Raw genomic sequence first — 19357 nt, 5'->3', positions numbered from 1 at the left:
ACTCAGGCGGCGGCCGGGGTGGCCGGTGTGATCAAGATGATCCTGGCCATGCGGCACGGGCTGTTGCCCAAGACGCTGCACGTGGACGCGCCCTCATCGAAGGTGGACTGGTCGGGCGGGGCGGTGGAGCTGCTGACCGAACCTCGGCCCTGGCCCAAGGATGCGGATCGGCCGCGCCGGGCGGGGGTGTCCTCGTTCGGCATCTCCGGCACCAACGCCCACATCATCCTCGAAGAACCCCCGGCCGAAGAGCCGCCGCACGCGCCGGTTGCAGGGGTGCCGTCGGGCGAGCGAGACGGCGACACGGCCACAGCGACCCAGGGCGACCCCGCGGCTACCGCACCGGCACCGCTGCGATCGGCGCCTGTGCCGGTACCGGCGCCTGCGATGGTTCCGGTGCCGGTGGTGGTGTCGGCCAAGAGCCAGACGGCGTTGCGGGCACAAGCCGCTCGGCTGGCGGAGTTCGTCGCCGGGCACGATGCGGCCGGTCCGGTCGAGGTGGCCGCCGCCCTGACCAGCCGAGCAACCCTAGAGCACCGAGCGGTGCTACCGGCAGCCGACCGAGAAGGTCTGCTCGCCGCGCTGCGTACCCTCGCCGGCGAACCAACGGCCTCGGGGTTGACGGCCGGTGGGTTGGCGGCCGGTGGGTTGGCTGGCGGGGTGCTGGGTTCGGCTGCGGTGGTGGGTCGGGTGCGGCCGGGTCGGGTGGCGGTGGTGTTCTCCGGTCAGGGTGCTCAGCGGGTGGGGATGGGCGGGGAGTTGTATGCGGCTTTCCCGGTGTTCGCCCGCGCTTTCGATGAGGCCTGCGCGCTGCTGGAGGCCGAACTCACCTCCGTCGACGCTGTCGGCGTGGTGACCGGCCTGGCCGATGGCGCGAGCCTGCGAGAGATCATCCTCGGCCAGACCAGCCAGACGGGCCAGTCCGGCCAGAACGGTCGGACCGGCGAGGCTGGCCGGACGGGCGAGAGCGGCCAGGCCGGCGAAACAGACCAAACCAGCGAGACGAGCCAGACCAGCCAGAACGGCCAGAGCGGCCAGGTGGGCGTGAGCGGCCAGGTCGGCGTGAGCGGCCAGGTCGGCGGGATCGGTCAGACGAGTGAGTCTGGGGCTGGCGGGTTTGTTGCTGGTGGGGTGTTGGATCAGACGGTGTTCGCTCAGGCCGGGTTGTTCGCGGTGGAGACGGCGTTGTTCCGGCTGCTGGAGTCATTCGGGGTGCGGCCTGATTTTGTGGCTGGGCATTCGCTGGGGGAGATCTCTGCGGCGCATGTGGCCGGGGTTCTGGATTTGGCGGATGCGTGCCGGTTGGTGGCTGCTCGTGGCCGGTTGATGCAGGGGTTGCCGTCCGGGGGTGCGATGGCGGCGATCGGCTGCGGGGAACAGGAGATCGTCCCGGTGCTGGCTGGGCGTGGCGAGATCTCGGTGGCGGCGGTGAACGCGCCTGGCTCGGTGGTGGTCTCCGGCGCCGGCGACCAGGTGGATCAGGTCGTGGAGTGGGCGCGCAAGAACGGGCACCGGACCCGGCCGTTGCGGGTGTCGCACGCCTTCCATTCGCCGTTGATGGAGCCGATGCTGGAGGAGTTCGAGCGGGTGGTGGCCGGGTTGACGTTGCGGCGCCCAGAGTTGCCGCTGGTGTCCAACCTGTCGGGTGACCTGGCCGGCGAGGAGATCACCGAGCCGGGGTACTGGGTCGAGCACGTGCGCCGACCGGTCCGGTTCGCCGACACCATCACCACCCTGCGCGGACACGGAGTCGGCTGTTACATCGAGGCGGGCCCGGACGCCCAGCTCACCCCGATGATCGAGCAGACCCTCGCCCACCACGACACCGGGGACGGGCACGACGGCGGTGAGCCCGCGGTGGTGGCGTTGCTGCGCCGCGATCGGGACGAGACCGCTCAACTGGTCGCCGGGCTGGGCCAGGCGTGGACGTGTGGCACCGGTGTGGACTGGACCGCCTGGCCGTCCTGGACCACCGCGACCACCGAAAGCACCAGAACTACCGCGACCACCGGAACCACGGCGACCACCGGAACCACCGCGGCCGAACCAGCCGGACGGGCCGGTTCGGCCGCGGTTCGGGTGCGCCATCTGGATCTGCCCACCTACCCCTTCCAGCGGCGGCACTACTGGCTGCAACCCGCCCCCGCCGGTGACCCGGCCGCCCTCGGCCAGGCCGCCGCCGACCACCCCATCCTGGGAGCGGTGGTGGAGCAGCCCGACGGCGGCGCCATCCTGACCGGCCGCCTATCGGTCACCGCTCAGCCCTGGCTGGCCGACCACGCCATCAACGCCACCCCGATCCTGCCCGGGACCGCCTTCGTGGAACTGGCCCTGCGTGCCGGAGACCAGGTCGGCTGCCCCACCATCGACGAACTCACCCTGCACGCCCCCCTGCCCATCCCCGACCCCGGCCACCACAACAACAGCCACCACAGCAACGGTCACCACAGCAACGGGGACACCGGCAACGTCGACACCGCAAGCGTCGTGGTGCAGGTCACCGTGACCGGACCAGGCCAAGACGGCCGACGTCAGATCACCATCCACTCCAAAGACGACCACGGACAGTGGACCCGCCACGCCACCGGCACCCTCACCCCCACCCCCACCACCCCCGGCGACGCGGCGGCAGACCTGCGCCACGCCTGGCCACCGCCAGGCGCCCAGCCACTGGACACCACCGACCTGTACGACCGCCTGGTCGACCACGGCTACGGCTACGGCCCCGCCTTCCACGGCCTCACCCACGCCTGGAAACACCACGACGACCTCTACGCCGACATCACCCTCCCCGAACAAGCCGGACAAACCACCCGATACGGCATACACCCCGCGATCCTCGACGCCGCGATGCACGTGGACCTGGTGGCCGGGCCGAAGGCCACGCTGATCCCGTTCAACTGGAACGGCGTCACCCTGCACGCCGCCGGCGCCACCGCGCTGCGCGTACGGCTGCGCCGCCTGGACGGCGACGAGGTCACCAGGCTGGACCTGGCCGACCCCACCGGCCGGCCGGTGGCCACCGTGGAGACGGTGGTATCCCGGCCGGTCAGGGCCGACCAACTGGCGCAGGCTCGCCCGGCCTCGGAGTCGCTGCTCGCGGTGACGTGGCGGCCGGTCGCGCCGTCGGGTCCTCTCGGCGCGGTGGACGCCTCCGACGCGCTCGTCATCGACGCCACCGGCGGCGCCGGCGAAGCCTCAGGCGGCGATGTGCCCGATCGGGTGCGTCGCGCCCTGCGTCCGGTCCTTACCGGCCTGCAGAACTGGTCGGTCGCGGCGGACACCCGGCCGGCAGTGGTGGTCACGCGGGGTGCCGTGGCGGTGCGCGACACCGAAGGGCCGGATCCGGCGCGGGCCGCGGTCTGGGGCCTGGTGCGGGCCGCACAGGAGGAGAACCCCGGCCGGATCATCCTGGTCGACCTGGATCCGGCCGCTGACCTGGCGGACGGCGTGCGCGTCGCCCTGGCCACCGGCGAACCCGAGCTGGCGATCCGTGACGGCCGGCCGTGGGTCCCCCGGCTGACCCGCGCCGCAGTCCCGCGTGACGGTCACGCCGACCGGGTATCGCGCGCTACAGCCGTTGACCCGTACGACGCGGCCTGGCCGGTCGATGGGACCACGCTGATCACCGGCGGCACCGGCGGGCTGGGCGCACTGATGGCCCGGCACCTGGTCGCCGTACACGGCGTGCGACATCTGCTGCTGGTCTCCCGCCGCGGCCTGGACGCCCCCGGCGCCGCCGAACTACGCGACGAACTGACCGAACAAGGCGCCGAGGTCACCATCGCCGCCTGCGACGTGGCCGACCGGGACGCCCTCACCGCACTACTGGAGGAAATCCCCGGCACCCACCCCCTGCGCGCCGTCGTGCACACCGCGGGAGTGGTGGCCGGCGGGGTGCTCGGCACGCTGTCGGAGGAAGGGCTGGACCGGGTGCTGCGCCCCAAGGCGGACGCCGCCTGGCACCTGCACGAACTCACCCGAAAGCATGACCTCACCCGCTTCGTGCTGTTCTCCTCCGCCGGAGGGATGGTGCTCGCCGCCGGGCAGGGCGACTACGCGGCGGCCAACGCCTTCCTCGACGCGCTCGCCGCGGATCGCGCCGCCGCCGGGCTGCCCGCCACCTCACTGACCTGGGGTATGTGGGCGGTGGACACCGGGCTCGGCGGGCCGCTGCGGGAGACCGACCTGGCCCGGGTGCGCAAGCTCGGTATACCGGCGATCTCCGCGGAGACCGGGCTGGCACTGTTCGACGCGGCTCTGCGCGTGCCCGCGCCGGTGCTGGCGCCGATCAGGCCGGACGTCCACGCGCTGCGGGCTCGTGGCGACGACCTGCCCGCGCTCTTGCGTGACCTCGTGGGCGCGCGCCGTACAGCCGCCGTGGCCGCACGGACCAACGGGTCGGACGGCACAGCCGGGCTGCGGGAGCGGCTGGCCGGGCTGCCCGCCCGCGAGCGGGATCGCATGTTGGTCGAGTTGGTCCAGGCCGAGGCGGCAGCGGCGCTCGGACACGACACCGCGGACCTGATCGACGCCGAGCGCGGCTTCGTGCAGCTCGGCTTCAGCTCGCTGGCCGCCGTCGAGCTGCGGAACCGGCTGCGCGGGCGGACCGGACTTCCGCTGCCCGCCACGCTCGCCTTCGACCAGCCGAACGCCACCGCGGTCGCCCGATACCTGGCCGAGCGGCTCGCCCCAGCGGAGGCCGAGCGGCCGGCCGCAGCGGAGCCGGAGTCTCCCGAGTCTCCTGCCTCCTCGGCGGACGACGAGCGGCTCGCCGCGGCCTCTGCGGAGGAGCTCTTCGCGATTCTCGACCAGGAGCTGGGTGGCGAGGTGTAGCCGAGTCCCCCGACCCCTTGTGCACGGCCCCAGCGGTGGGGCCGTGCACAAGGCCCCTACCCATGACTGACGTTCACCGGCTCGGGCGCCATAACAGGCGCCGACACCGCCGCACCACGACCCACCGACCGGGCGCCGATCACACCCAGCACACGACCGGAATGAAGAACCGCGCGCCCGGTGAACACACGTGGACACCGCAACCGACCTCAAAACGACACACTCAGACGCCGACATCGCCGTACCACCCCCCACCGACCAGGCACCGATCACACCCCCACACCGCCGGAAAGTAGAGCCACGCCTGGTGGACGCAGGTCATCACCGCAAGCCGCCCTGAAGAAGACGTACACGACAGCATGCGAACGCATGCGACGAACAGCAGGCGTACGACACCGGGGTGAACGACATGGGGGTGAATGGCGGTTGCGTGGTCGGGTCGCGGAACGGCCGGCTTGCCAGTCGCACACCCACTGGGGCGTGGGACCATGGCGATGGTGCCGGCGTGCCGCTGCATGGGCGCGTACCGGCAGGCCGGCGCCGCGGCGCACAGCGGGGCGTGCCGGCCGAGCGGCAGACGCCTGAGTTCGAGGGCCGCCATCACATGAGCCGCCGTCCTCGGCCTGTCGAGGAAGGCCTCCACCGCGTGGCGGTACACCGGCGTTCCTGCGCGAACGCTTGGACGCGACCACGAACCCCCGCCAGAAACACCACCGCCGAACCGGCACGGTAGACCGCGCACCACCAATGCCCTTCGCTGGTGAACCGATAGCCGGCAACGAGGGCCCACACCGGCGAACCTAGGGCACCGGTCCCGAACGCATGGAGGGCCGCACAGGGCGTCGTTGGGACGCCGCGGGGTGCCTGCTGATCCGGGGTGGTCTCACCAGCACCGTCGACGATTTGCGCGGGCTGCTCCTCGGTCACCCGCCGGCCCACGGGCAGGCAGGTGCATGGCATTGAGGGCCGTCGTCATGTGAACGGCCCGATCTGGGGTCGCATATAGAAGGCCGCGCGCGGCGTCGTCAGGGACGCCGCGGGCTGCCCGCTGGTCTGGCCTGCTCTCACCAGCCTCGCTGTACGGTTTCGACGATGTGCGCGCGCTGCTCCTCGGTCACCCACCAGCCCACGGGCAGGCAGACGATGCGCTCGGCCACGCTGTCGAGTCCGGGCAGCAGCGTGGCGTACCGGCGGACGCAGGAGTGGGTGTCGTTGCGTTCGTGGACGTTGCTGACCATGATCTGGGCCTCGTCCATGCGCTTCATGAAGCCGGCGCGGTCCTCGACCTTGACGGGGTAGATCCAGAAGGACGACTGGCGGTCCTGCGCACGTTCGGTCAGTTCCAGTCCCGGCACGCCGGCGAGCTCCCGGTCGTAGTGGGCGGCGTGGGCCTGGTGCCGTGCCACGACCTCCTCCGCCCAGTCCAGATTGGCCAGCCCTATCGCGGCGTTGATGTCGGTCATGTGGAACTTGTAGCCCCACTCGGGGACGTCCGGCGGGTTGCGCAGCCGGTCGGCGCCACGGCTGATGCCGAACCAGCGGAGCAGTGTGGCCCGCTCGTGCAGTTCGTCGTCCGGCAGCACCAGAGCCCCGCCGTCGCCGCAGGTCAAATGCTTGATCGCCTGGAAGCTGAACATCGCGACGTTGCCGTGGGTACCCAGGCGGCGGCCCTGGTAGGTGGCGCCCCACGCGTGGGCGCAGTCCTCGATCACCACGGGGCGGAATCCGAAGGCCGCCTCGGCATCGTCGAGGATCTTCGCCAGCCGGGCGAGGTCCACCGGATAGCCGGAGAAGTGCACGACGACGATGGCGCGGGTGCGGGGGGAGATCTTGCGGGCCAGGTCGTCGAGGTCGACGTTGAGCGTGGCGGGATCGACGTCCACCCACTTGATGTGCAGCCGGTTGGCGAGGATGGTCCAGTTGGTGGCCTCCATGGTCAGCGGCGTGGAGAGCACCTCGCCATCGTCGTCCCCTGCCGCGGCGACCATGTGGAGCGCCAGGTGCAGCCCCGAGGTGCCGCTGTTGACCGTGGCGACGCGCGGGTTGCCGATCCGCTCCCCCAGCGCCCGCTCGAATTCGGCGACCTTGGCGCCCTGGCCGATCTGCCCACTGCCGACGACCTCGGCGACCGCCGCCGGGGCCGACTCCGACATGGGGACCTTGAACAACGGGATCAACGCGGCGCTCCGTCCGGTGTGGCGAGTTCGGCGTAGCGGGCCAGGCAGTCGGCGTAGGAAGGCAGGATGCCGAGCCGTTCGGCCTCTTTCAGGGAGGGCGCGGCCCGGTCCTTGTCCGACAGGACGGGCTCACGGTCGCGCGGCCAGGGCAGGTCGAGGTCGGGGTCCAGCGGGTTCACCTCGAAGGAGGTCTCCGGCGACCAGGTGCTGGAGCACAGGTAGAAGACGGTGGCCTGCTCGGTCAGCGCGGCGAACCCGTGCGCCAGCCCTTCGGCGAGGTAGAGCGCGTGCCGGTTGTCCTCGCTCAGCTCCGCCACGACGTGCCGGCCGTACGTGGGCGAGCCCTGCCTGATGTCGACGACGATGTCGCGGATGGCGCCGCTCGGGCAGCTCACGTAGCGGGCCTGGCCGGGCAGGTGGATCGCGTGCAGTCCACGGATCGTGCCTAGTACGGAGACGGAGCAGTTGACCTGGGCCACGGTCAGCGGATGACCGACGGCCTCAATGAAGGCGGGCTGCTTGAAGACCTCGAGGAACTGTCCTCTGGAGTCGGGGAAGACCTTGGGCTCGACGAGGAACACCCCGTCGATGCCGAGTTCGCGAATCCGCATTGATCCCTCTTTCGACGTTATGTCGGGTCGCCCTCATCTGCGGCGGCGACCCCTACGGCACCCTTATGCGCCTCCCACCAGGGGCGGTTGTTCCGGTACCACTCGACCGTCTCGGCCAGGCCCTTCTCGAAGTCCACGGCCGGGCGGTACCCCAGCTCCACACGGATCTTGATGTCGTGGACGGAGTAGCGGCGGTCGTGGCCCATGCGGTCCTCGACGAACTCCACCCGCTCCCATCCGGCGCCGCAGGCCTCAAGGAGCAGTTCGGTCAGCTCGCGATTGGTCAGCTCGGTGCCGCCGCCGATGTTGTAGACCTCTCCCGGCCGGCCTGCCTGCCGTACCAGCTCGATCCCCGCGACATGGTCGGCCACGTGGAGCCAGTCGCGCGCGTTCATGCCGTCCCCGTACAACGGGACCTTGCCGCCGTCGAGCAGGTTGGTGACGAACAGCGGGATGACCTTCTCGGGGAACTGGTACGGCCCGTAGTTGTTGGAGCAGCGGGTCACCCGCACGTCCAGCCCGTACGTCCGGTGGTAGGCGAGGGCGAGCAGGTCGGCCGAGGCCTTCGACGCCGAGTACGGCGAGTTGGGCGACAGCGGCTGGTCCTCCCCCCACGAGCCTTCGAGGATGGATCCGTACACCTCGTCGGTCGAGACGTGCACGAACGTGCCGAGCCCGTGCTCGACCGCCGCCGCGAGCAGCGTGTGGGTCCCCGTCACGTTCGTGCGGACGAACTCCCCCGCACCCCTGATGGACCGGTCGACGTGGGATTCGGCGGCGAAGTGCACCACCTGGTCGTGCGCGGCCACCAACTCTCCGACGAGGGCGGCGTCGCAGATGTCGCCCTGGACGAACGTGAAGCGGCCCTCGGCGGGCTCCAGGTTGGCCCTGTTGCCCGCGTAGGTGAGCTTGTCGAGAACCGTCAGCGTGCAGTCGCGCCGCTCGGCCAGAGTGCGGACGTAATGGGAACCGATGAATCCGGCGCCGCCGGTGACCAGGATTCTCATTGCGCGTAACTACTCGCGATGCTCATCACGTACTGGCCGTAGCCGGACTGCGACTGCTCGGCTCCGAGCCGGTAGCACTGCTCCGCGTCGATGAAGCCCATGCGGAGCGCCACCTCCTCCAGGCACGCGATGCGCACGCCCTGGCGTTGTTCGAGGGTCTGCACGTACTGTCCCGCCTGCAGCAGCGTCTCCGGCGTACCGGTGTCCAGCCAGGCGAATCCTCTGCCGAGATCCACGAGTCTGGCCCTGCCCCGTCGTACGTAGGCCAGGTTCACATCGGTGATCTCCAGTTCGCCCCGTTCGGACGGCTTGAGTTTCTCGGCGATCTCGATGACGTCGTTGTCGTAGAAATACAGGCCTGTGATGGCTCTGTTGGAGCGCGGTTTCGCCGGTTTCTCCGCGAGCGAGATCAGGCGCCCGCTTTCGTCGGTCACCCCCACTCCGTATCGGCTGGGATCGCTCACCGGATACCCGAACAGCACGCATCCCTCCACTTCCCGCACGGTCTCTTCCAGCACCTCCGAGAAGGAGGGTCCGTGGAAGATGTTGTCGCCGAGGATCAACGCGGCCGGGCCGTCGCCGATGTGGGAGGCGCCGATGAGAAACGCCTGGGCTATCCCGTCCGGCGATTCCTGGGAGGCGTAGGAGATGTTCAGCCCGTAGCGGGCGCCGTCGCCCAGCAGCCGGACGAAGTTCGGCACCTGGTCGGGCGAGGAAATGAGGAGGATATCCCTGATGCCGGCCAACATGAGCACCGATATCGGGTAATAGATCATCGGCTTGTCGCTCACCGGGAGCAGTTGTTTGGATACCGCGGCGGTGATCGGATGCAGCCGCGTTCCCCGGCCTCCCGCGAGGACGATTCCTTTCACGGCCTTTACCTCTCTGCTGCGTGGAAGTGGCCCGAGGCTAAGCAGGGGCGCAGCGGAGCGGCAAGATCGATCACCGGAGAGAGGGGGAGACTTAGGGGATTGTCCGCGCCCGACCGCTAATGGGCAAGATGAGACCACCGGATTAGGGGAAGGTAGGGGCTGACCCGGTCTCCCGCGGCGACGAGAATCACTCCACATTGACGTCTCCAGGAGGAGGTCCGGCGGTGCGGATCGTCGCTTCACGCCGTGCCGTCGCCGTGATCGTCGCCGCGGTGCTCTCACTCACGCCGGCCGCTCCGGAGCGGGCGGCGGGGGACACGGGAGACGCCGCCACGCGCGAGGTCCCGGGGCTGCGCGAGCCGGTACGGCTGGTGGTGGACCGCTGGGGGGTCCCGCACCTGTACGCGCGCAACACCGACGACGTGTTCCTGGCGCAGGGGTACAACGCCGCGCGGGACCGGCTGTTCCAGCTCGACTTGTGGCGGCGGCGCGGACTCGGCCTGCTGTCGGCCGCCTTCGGGCCTCGTTACGTCGACAAGGACCGGGCCGCCCGGCTCTTTCTGTACCGCGGGGACATCCAGCGGGAGTGGGCCGCCTACGGGCCGGGCACGCGCCGCGCCGTGACCGCGTTCGTCCAAGGCGTCAACGCCTACGTCGACTGGGTCAACGCTCACCCGGAGGCGTTGCCGCCGGAGTTCCGCCGGCTGGGCCACCGGCCGGACCACTGGGCCCCTGAGGACGTGGTGCGGATCCGCAGCCACGGGCTGGCGCTCAACGCCTACCCCGAGATGTTGCTCGCGGCCGCCATGTGCTCCGGTGGGCAACCCGCCGTCCGGGCCCTCATCCGTCTGGAACCCGCGCACGAACCCCAGGTGCCGGACGGACTCGACCCGTGCGCCGTGCCCGTGGACGTGCTCGACACCTACCTGCTCGGGACCACGCCGGTCACCTTCGACGGCGTGGCGGTACGGTCGGCGCCGCCGTCGCCGTCGCCCGGAGGGTCGAACGCCTGGGCGCTCGCGCCGTCGCGCACCGCCACCGGCCGGCCGATCCTCGCCGGGGATCCGCACCGGGCCACCACGGCGCCGGCGCTGCGCTACGTCGCCCACCTGTCCGCGCCCGGCCTGGACGTGATCGGCGCCGGCGAGCCGGAGCTGCCCGGCATCTCCATGGGGCACAACGACCGCGCCGCCTTCGCGCTCACCGTTTTCTCCGCAGACCAGGAAGACCTTCAGGTGTACCGCCTGGACCCCGACGACCCGGGCCGCTACTTCTACCGTGGCCGCTGGGTGCCCTTCACCACGGTGCGGGAGGAGGTGCCGGTGGCCGGCTCGACGCCCCGTCAGGTGGAGCTGACCTTCTCCCGGCACGGCCCGGTGCTCAAGGTGGACGCCGACCGGGGCCTCGCGTTCGGCCTGCGCACCGCCTGGTCGGAGCCGGGCACGGCGCCGTACCTCACCGGTCTCGACGCCATGACCGCGCGGAGCTTCCCCGAGTTCACCGCCCGGGTGCGGCGCTGGGGCGCCCCGCCGGAGAACCTGGTCTACGCCGACACCTCGGGCGCCATCGGCTGGGTGCCCGGCGCCCTGGTCCCCCGGCGGCCGGGATACGACGGACTGCTGCCGGTGCCCGGCGACGGCCGCTACGAATGGGACGGCTTCTACGACGGCGCCGAGTTGCCCAGGGTGAGCAACCCCAAGAGCGGCATCGTCGCCTCGGCGAACGAGTACAACATGCCATCGGGGCACCCGGTGCGCGTCGGCTACGAGTGGGAGCCGGCCGCGCGCAAGGAGCGCATCGTGGACGTGCTGTCCGGCTCGACCCGGCACACCTTGTCGGAGATGGCGCGACTCCAGTTCGACAAGGTCGACGAGTACGCCCGGCGCATCGTCGCGGCGCTGCGCGACATCCCGGCCGGCGACGACCCGGACACCGCGGCCGCGCTGCGGCTCCTGCGCGACTACGACGGCACGGCGAGCGTCGACTCCCCCGGCGCGGCGCTGTTCGAGCCCTGGCTCTCCGGGCGTCTCGGCCCGGCGTTCCTCTCCCAGTTCGTCTCCCCGGCGGTGGCCGCCCGGGTGCCGCACGCCGACATCCGGCAGGTGATCGACGCGTTGGAGCGTCCGGACCGCTGGTTCGGACCGGACGGCGCCGCGGTGCGAGACCGGCTCGTGCAGCAGACGCTGCGTGCGGCCTACGCCGAGGTCCGCGGCCGGCTCGGCGCCGACCCGGCCGCCTGGCGCTGGGGAAGCCTGCACCAGGCGCTGTTCTCCCACCCGCTGGGCGAGCACGTGGGCCCGATCCCCCGGGGCGGCTCCGCGACCACGGTGGACGCCTCGACGTACTATCCCGGGGCCTACCGGTCGGTGTCCGGCGCCGCGTACAGGATGGTGCTGGACGTCGGAGCCTGGGACAACTCCACCTTCGTGAGCGCCCCCGGGCAGTCCGGGGACCCGACGAGCCCGCACTACGCGGACCTCGCCGCCGCCTGGAGCTCCGGCGCCCAGGTGCCGCTGCTGTACAGCCCGGCCGCGGTCGCGCGGAACACCGAAAGCGTCGTCACTCTGGTGCCCGCGGCGTCCGGCCGCGGGTGATCGCCGGGCCTCACCGGGCTCACCAGGGAGGCGGCGAACGAATCACGGCAGAAGGAGCGTTGTGGACGAGCGTTGGATCAAGCGATTTCACCCCGCGCCGGACGCCCCGGCGCGGGTGATCTTACTGCCGCACGCCGGCGGCGCGGCCAGCGCCTACTTCAAGCTGTCCGCCGCGCTGCATCCGGCGCTGGACGCCCACACGGTGCAGTACCCGGGCCGGCAGGAGCGCCGGCACGAGCCGCTCTTGACCGACGTGCGCCAGCTGGCCGCCGGCGTCGCCGATGCGCTCCCCGACGACGGGCGGCCCACGCTGCTGTTCGGGCACAGTATGGGCGCGGTGGTGGCCTTCGAACTCGCCCTGCTCCTCGAGCGGCGCGGCGCGGCGCCGCACGCGCTGATCGCCTCCGGCCGGCGCGCCCCGTCCACCTACCGCGACGAGTGGGTGCACCAGCGGGACCCGGCCGGCGTGGCGGCCGAACTCCGCCGGCTCAGCGGCACCGACCCGGTGTTCCTCCAGGACCCGGAGCTGTTCGAGATGGTGCTGCCGGCGCTGCGCGCCGACTACCGGGCGGTGGAGACCTACCAGTGCGCCGCGGACGCCGCGGTCGGCTGCCCACTGGTCGTCTTCGTCGGCGACGACGACCCGAAGACCACGGTCGAGGAGGCACGCGCCTGGCGCCGGAACACCACCGGCGACTTCGACCTGCGGGTCTTCCCCGGGGGACACTTCTACCTGGACGACCAGGTGGCCGAGGTGACCGACGCGCTCATCGCGCTGTCCAGGTGACTCACACTCAGCTGGACCTCTGAGCCGGCCGTTCAGGTGGGTCACACCCACGCGGACTTCTGAGTCCGCCATTCGCGTGAGTCACACCCACCCGACTCCTGCGCAGGCCATCGGGGTGGGTCACACTCACCTGGACCTCTGAGCCGACCATCCGGGTGAGTCACACTCACCCGGACATCTCAGCCGGCCATCCGAGTGACTCGCACTCACCCGAGCGTCTGAGCCAGCCATTCCTCGATCACGGCGGCGGTCTGCCGCGCCTCGGACTCCAGGATGCTGAAGTGGTCCGCGGCCACCTCGCGCACCGCCGTACCGGGGGTGAGGACCGGAGACCAGCCCACGCCGACGGCCGTGGCCGGCCCGCCGGGGGTCGCCACCCCGTGGGCGGCGCGGACGAACAGCGTCGGCGCCGCCAGTTCGGCCGGCCGCCACTGGGAGAGCAGCGCGGCGTACCAGCCCATCGCCGACAGCCGGGCGGCGGTGAACGGGCCGAACACGGCCTCCCGATCGAGAAGGCCGCCCACGATCGACGACCAGACACGGGCGCTCTCCCCCGCCCCGGGGACGTGCGTGTCGAGAAGGATCACCGCGGCCGGGCCCTGGCCGGCTTCCGCCATCGCGCCCGCGAGCGCGTGCGCGAAAACCCCGCCGGCGGAGTACCCGACCAGCGCGTACGGCTCCGCGGCGACCTCGGCGCCGCCGGTCACCGCTCGGGCCAGCCCGTGCACGAGGTCGTCCAGTGAGGCCGGCAGGCTCTCCTCCCGGACGAACCCCGGCACCGGCAGCACGGCGAGGTCGCGCACCTCGCGGAACTCCGCGGCCAGCGGGACGAACTGGTGCGGCCCGCCGAAGGCCATCGGGGAGTTCAGGCAGAACAGCCGCGGCCGGCGCGGGCCGGAGGCCAGCACCACCGGGGTGCGGGCCGGGGCGTCGGCCGCGCCGTACTGGGGACGTACCGCGGCGGCGGCGTGCAGCAGCACCATCCCCTCCTCGATCTTGCCGGCGGCGGCCGCCGCGCGGAACAGGCCGCTCAACGTCTCGGCCGCACCCGGCAGGTCCTGTGTGGCCGGTCCCTCGCCGACCGCCGTGGCGGGTCCGGGCCGGGCGTGGCCGTGGGCCGCCGCGGCCTCACCGGCCGGCACGCCGGGCGCCGCGGCGACGGCAGCCGGAGCGATCTCCTCGGCCAGCACCCGGGCCAGCGCGCTGACCGTCGGATAGTCGAAGGCGGCGGTGGCCGGCAGACGGACACCGGTGTCCAAGTTGAGCGCGTTGCGCAACTCCATGGCGCCGAGTGAGTCCAGACCAAGTCCGACCAGGTCCGACTCCGGCTCCACGGGCTGCAGGTCCGCGTATCCGAGCACCTGGGCCACCCGCCTGCGGACCAGCTCGACCAGGCGCTCCCGGCGCTCCTCGGGGCCCAGTGCGGCCAGCGGTTCCAGCTCGTTCCCGCCCGACGGCGCCGCCGCCGTGCGTCGTACGGCCGGTGCCAGGTCTTGAAGCAGCGCGGGAACGCCGTCCGCGCGGGCGCGCACAGCGGCCGGGTCCAGCCGGATCGGTGCCAGCACGGCGGCGTCCGCGCGCCGCGCCGCGTCGAACAACGCCAGCCCCGCGTCCACCGGCAGCGGCAGCATGCCCCAGCGGCGGATTCGGGCCAGGTCGTCGTCGCGCAGCCGGCTTTGCATGCCCGCCTCGCCGCCCCACAGGCCCCAGGCCAGCGTCCGCGCCGGCAAGCCCGCCGCCCGGCGGTGCTCGGCCAGGGCGTTGAGGAAGGCGTTGGCCGCCGCGTAGTTCCCCTGGCCGGGGTTGTCCACCAGCGATGCCGACGAGGAGAACAGCACGAACTCGGCCAGGTCATGCTTCTGGGTGAGTTCGTGCAGGTGCCAGGCGGCGTCCGCCTTGGGCCCGGCCACCTGGTCGACCAGCTCGGGCGTGAGGTCGGCGAGGACCGCGTTCGCGCTCGTCCCCGCGGTGTGCACGACGGCGCGCAGGGGGTGGGTGCCGGGGATCTGCTCCAGTAGTGCGGTGACGGCGTCGCGGTCGGCCACGTCGCAGGCGGTGACGGTGACCTCGGCGCCTTGTTCGGTCAGTTCGTCGCGTAGTTCGGCGGCGCCGGGGGCGTCCAGGCCGCGGCGGGAGACCAGCAGCAGATGCCGCACGCCGTGCACGGCGACCAGATGCCGGGCCATCAGGGCGCCCAGCCCGCCGGTGCCGCCGGTGATCAGCGTGGTCCCATCGACCGGCCAGGCCGCCACGGGCTCCTCGCCGAGACGGGCCCGCTCCAGCCGGGGCGTTAAGAGCCGGTCGCCGCGCAACGCGACCTGCGGTTCCCCGCTCCGAAGCACCACGGCCGCCTTGGCCGCCTTGGCCACCTGGGCAGCGTGCGCGGCCGACGCACCGTCGGATGCAGGGGCGACCTGCGCGTCTTCCAGCGAAACGTCGTCCGGGTCGAGGTCGATCAGGGTGATGCGGCCGGGTTCCTCCGCCTGAGCGGCCCGCACCAGCCCCCACACCGCAGCCTGCGCCGGATCCGGGACCTCACCATCGGCCACGGCCACCGCACCCCGGGTCACCACCACTGCCGGCCGCGCGTCCGCCTCGGCCAACCAGGTCTGCAACTCGCCCAGCACTTCCTCGACGGCCCACCGCACCCGCACCGGAACCGGGACGTCACCCTCCACCGGCCCGCCGCCACCAGCCTCCGCGCCTCGGGCAGCGGATTTCGGTCCCACCGAAGAGGCGACATCCAGCATCGCGACATCCAGCGCCCCGGCAGCGGTCTCGTCGGTCTCGGCGGGCCCGCGCTCGTCCAGCGGCCGCCAAGCCACCTCGTACAACCACCGCGTCGGGACCGCGCCGCCCAACTGCTCAGAAGTCAGCGGTCGTGCGGTCAGCGTCTCCACCGAAGCCACCGGTCGACCGGCCGGATCGGTGAGGTCCAGCCTGGTGACCGCATCGCCGTCCAGGCGGCGCAGCCGTACGCGCAGCGCGGTGGCGCCGGCGGCGTGCAGGGTGACGCCGTTCCAGTTGAACGGAATCAGCGGACCGGTGTCCCCGGCATCCTGACCGGCATTCTGCACGGCCAGCATGCCCACGTGCATCGCCGCGTCGAGCAACGCGGGGTGAACGCCATAACCCGCCGGATCAGCGACATCAACCGGCAGCGACACCTCGGCGTACAGGTCGTCATGGTCTTCCCAGGCGTGGGTGAGGCCGTGGAAGGCGGGGCCGTAGCCGTAGCCGTGGTCGACCAGGCGGTCGTACAGGTCGGTGGTGTCCAGTGGCTGGGCGCCTGGCGGTGGCCAGGCGTGGCGCAGGTCTGCCGCCGCGTCGCCGGGGGTGGCGGGGGTGGGGGTGAGGGTGCCGGTGGCGTGGCGGGTCCACTGCCCGTGGTCGTCTTTGGAGTGGATGGTGATCTGACGTCGGCCGTCTTGGCCTGGTCCGGTCACGGTGACCTGCACCACGACGCTTGCGGTGTCGACGTTGCCGCTGTCCCCGTTGCTGTGCCGGCCGTTGCTGTGGTGACCGTTGCTGTGGTGACCGTTGTTGTGGTGGCCGTTGTTGTGGTGGCCGGGGTCGGGGATGGGCAGGGGGGCGTGCAGGGTGAGTTCGTCGATGGTGCGGCAGCCGACCTGGTCTCCGGCACGCAGGGCCAGTTCCACGAAGGCGGTCCCGGGCAGGATCGGGGTGGCCTTGATCACGTGGTCGGCCAGCCAGGGCTGGGCCGTGACCGATAGGCGGCCGGTCAGGATGGCGCCGCCGTCGGGCTGCTCCACCACCGCACCAAGGATCGGATGATTGGCGGCGGTCTGGCCGAGGGCGGCCAGGTCACCGGCGGCGAGCTGCAGCCAGTAACGGCGATGCTGGAAGGGGTAGGTGGGCAGATCCAAGGCGCCGATACGGGCACCGGCCGGTCCGGTCGGCCAGGCGGTCCAGTCCACGGCCGTGCCACGCGTCCACGCCTGGCCGAGCCCGGCGACCAGTTGCGCCGTCTCATCTCGATCGCGGCGCAGCAACGCCACCACCGAGGCAGGCTCTGTGTCCTTGCGGCCACCGTCGACCCGGCGGACCTGAGCGTGGTCGCCGTCCCCACCGCCGGTCCCGCCGAGGTGCCGGCTGCCCGTGTGGTCGTGGTGGGCGAGGGTCTGCTCGATCATCGGGGTGAGCTGGGCGTCCGGGCCCGCCTCGATGTAACAGCCGACTCCGTGTCCGCGCAGGGTGGTGATGGTGTCGGCGAACCGGACCGGCCGCCGCACGTGCTCGACCCAGTACCCGGGCTCGGTGACCTCTTCGTCGGCCAGGTCACCCGACAGGTTGGACACCAGCGGCAGCTCCGGACGACGCAGCGTCAGCCCGGCCACCACCTGCTCGAACTCGGCCAGCATCGGCTCCATCAACGGCGAATGAAACGCATGCGACACCCGCAACGGCCGCGTCCGATACCCCTGGTTCCGCGCCCACTCCACGACCTGATCCACCTGGTCGGCAGCGCCGGAGACCACCACCGAACCAGGCGCGTTCACCGCCGCCACCGAGATCTCGCCACGCCCGGCCAGCACCGGCGCGATCTGCTCCTCGCCGCAGCCGATCGCCGCCATCGCACCCCCGGACGGCAACCCCTGCATCAACCGGCCACGAGCAGCCACCAACCGGCACGCATCCGCCAAATCCAGAACCCCGGCCACATGCGCCGCAGAGATCTCCCCCAGCGAATGCCCCGCCACATAGTCGGGCCGCACCCCAAGCGACTCCAACAGCCGGAACAACGCCGTCTCCACCGCGAACAACCCGGCCTGAGCGAACACCGTCTGATCCAGCACCCCACCAGCAACAAACCCACCAGCCCCAGAACCACTCGTCTGACCGATCCCGCCGACCTGGCCGCTCTCGCCCGTACGGCCGCTCTGGCTGGCCTCACTGGTCTGGCCGCTCTGGCTGGTCTGGCTGGCCTCACTGGTCTGGCCGCTCTGGCTGGTCTGGCTGGCCTCACTGGTCTGGCCGCTCTGGCTGGCCTCACTGGTCTGGCCGCTCTGGCTGGTCTGGCTGGTCTCGCTGGTTTGGCCTATTTCGCCGGCCTGGCCGCTCTCGCCCGTCCGTCCGGCCTCGCCGGTAAGGCCGTGTTGCCCGTTCTGGCCGGTCCGACCGTTCTGGCTGGCCTGGCCCGTATCGCTTGTGTGGCCGAGGATGATCTCTCGCAGGCTCACACCACCGGCCAGGCCGGTCACCACGCCGGCAGCGTCGACGGAGGTGAGCTCGACCTCCAGCAGCGCGCAGGCCTCATCGAAAGCGCGGGCGAACACCGGGAAAGCCGCATACAACTCCCGGCCCATCCCCACCCGCTGAGCACCCTGACCGGAGAACACCACCGCCACCCGGCCCGGCCGCACCCGACCCACCACCGCAGCCGACCCCAACAGCCCAGCCGCCAACCCACCGGCCGCCAACCCGCCGGCCGTCAACCCCGAGGCCGTTGGTTCGCCGGCGAGGGTACGCAGCGCGGCGAGCAGACCTTCTCGGTCGGCCGCCGGCAGTACCGCTCGGTACTCCAGGGCGGCTCGGCGGGTCAGGCCGGCGGCCACCTCGACCGGACCAGCCGCCTCATGCCCGACGACGAACTCCGCCAGCCGACCGGCCTGCGCCCGCAACGCCGCCTCGCTCTTGGCCGACACCACCACCGGCACCGGCAACGCCACAGGCACCGACAGCGCGGCCGTGCCTTCCATTCCATCCGAAACGGGGGATCCCGCCTCGGCCTGCTCCCTATCCGGCGACCCCTCACTGGCCGACGCTTCCTCACCAGCGGGTGCGGTCGAACCGGCGCCGATGGCCGACGGTTCCTCAACGGGCGGCTCTTCCAGGATCACGTGCGCGTTGGTGCCGGAGATGCCGAACGAGGACACCCCCGCCCGGCGCGGCCGATCCGCAGCGCGCGGCCAGGGCCGAGGTTCGGTCAGCAGCTCCACCGCCCCGCCCGACCAGTCCACCTTCGACGAGGGCGCGTCCACGTGCAACGTCTTGGGCAACAGCCCGTGCCGCATGGCCAGGATCATCTTGATCACACCGGCCACCCCGGCCGCCGCCTGGGTATGCCCGAGGTTCGATTTCACCGACCCCAGCCACAACGGCGACCGCCGACCCTGACCGTAGGCGGCCAGCAACGCCTGCGCCTCGATCGGATCACCCAGCGGGGTGCCGGTGCCGTGCGCCTCCACAACATCCACATCCCCGGGCACCAACCCGGCAGCCCCCAACGCTTGAGCGATCACCCGCTCCTGCGAGGGACCATTGGGGGCGGTCAGCCCATTGGAGGCGCCGTCCTGGTTCACCGCCGAGCCGCGCACCACCGCCAGCACCCGATGCCCACGACGACGCGCCTCCGACAGCCGCTCCACCACCAGCACCCCGACACCCTCGCCCCAACCCACCCCATCAGCCGCCTCGGCGAACGACTTACACCGCCCATCGGCGGCCAGACC

The 19357-nt window shown here is 71.8% G+C and carries 8 protein-coding genes; 3 read left to right on the top strand and 5 right to left on the bottom strand.

Annotated elements, in window-relative coordinates; all coding sequences use genetic code 11:
• On the top strand, positions 1-4836 hold a 4836-nt coding region (locus ABZT47_RS39760), incomplete at its 5' end, for a type I polyketide synthase (RefSeq protein ID WP_354853822.1).
• A 1064-nt stretch (positions 4837-5900) separates the two neighbouring features.
• Here the strand turns inward: ABZT47_RS39760 and ABZT47_RS39755 are convergent.
• The 4 genes from ABZT47_RS39755 to rfbA are packed head-to-tail and all read right to left on the bottom strand — an operon-like array spanning position 5901 to position 9503.
• Entirely contained in the window at positions 5901-7013 is a 1113-nt protein-coding gene (locus ABZT47_RS39755; protein WP_354853819.1) for a DegT/DnrJ/EryC1/StrS family aminotransferase, read from the bottom strand.
• Entirely contained in the window at positions 7010-7624 is a 615-nt protein-coding gene (gene rfbC, locus ABZT47_RS39750) for a dTDP-4-dehydrorhamnose 3,5-epimerase (protein WP_354853816.1), read from the bottom strand. Before rfbC ends, ABZT47_RS39755 begins: the two co-directional genes overlap by 4 nt.
• A 17-nt stretch (positions 7625-7641) precedes the next feature.
• Complete coding sequence (gene rfbB, locus ABZT47_RS39745; RefSeq protein ID WP_354853814.1) at positions 7642-8631, bottom strand: dTDP-glucose 4,6-dehydratase; 990 nt, start codon at positions 8629-8631, stop codon at positions 7642-7644.
• Entirely contained in the window at positions 8628-9503 is an 876-nt protein-coding gene (rfbA, locus tag ABZT47_RS39740) for a glucose-1-phosphate thymidylyltransferase RfbA (protein ID WP_354853811.1), read from the bottom strand. The genes rfbB and rfbA overlap by 4 nt, the downstream gene beginning before the upstream one ends.
• A 224-nt stretch (positions 9504-9727) precedes the next feature.
• On the opposite strand from rfbA, the gene ABZT47_RS39735 reads away from it, so the two are divergent.
• The gene (locus ABZT47_RS39735) at positions 9728-12097 is read left to right on the top strand and encodes a penicillin acylase family protein (RefSeq protein ID WP_354853808.1); all 2370 of its coding nucleotides are present in this window, start codon (positions 9728-9730) and stop codon (positions 12095-12097) included.
• 61 nt (positions 12098-12158) lie between these two features.
• Positions 12159-12884 (top strand): alpha/beta fold hydrolase, encoded by a 726-nt coding sequence (locus ABZT47_RS39730; RefSeq protein ID WP_354853806.1) that lies wholly within the window; start codon positions 12159-12161, stop codon positions 12882-12884.
• A gap of 206 nt (positions 12885-13090) precedes the next feature.
• Here the strand turns inward: ABZT47_RS39730 and ABZT47_RS39725 are convergent.
• Positions 13091-19357 (bottom strand): type I polyketide synthase (locus ABZT47_RS39725; RefSeq protein WP_354853803.1); only part of this gene is annotated, 6267 nt, incomplete at its 5' end.

Origin of the sequence: Sphaerisporangium sp. NPDC005289, assembly GCF_040607455.1 — a bacterium.
In the GTDB taxonomy this organism is placed as follows: domain Bacteria; phylum Actinomycetota; class Actinomycetes; order Streptosporangiales; family Streptosporangiaceae; genus Sphaerisporangium; species Sphaerisporangium rhizosphaerae.
This window is presented reverse-complemented; position numbering and strand designations above follow the sequence as displayed.

Coding starts and splice junctions, on each gene's coding strand:
- rfbB (WP_354853814.1), bottom strand. CDS start 8,631: ATGAGAATCCTGGTCACCGGCGGCGCCGGATTCATCGGTTCCCATTAC.
- rfbC (WP_354853816.1), bottom strand. CDS start 7,624: ATGCGGATTCGCGAACTCGGCATCGACGGGGTGTTCCTCGTCGAGCCC.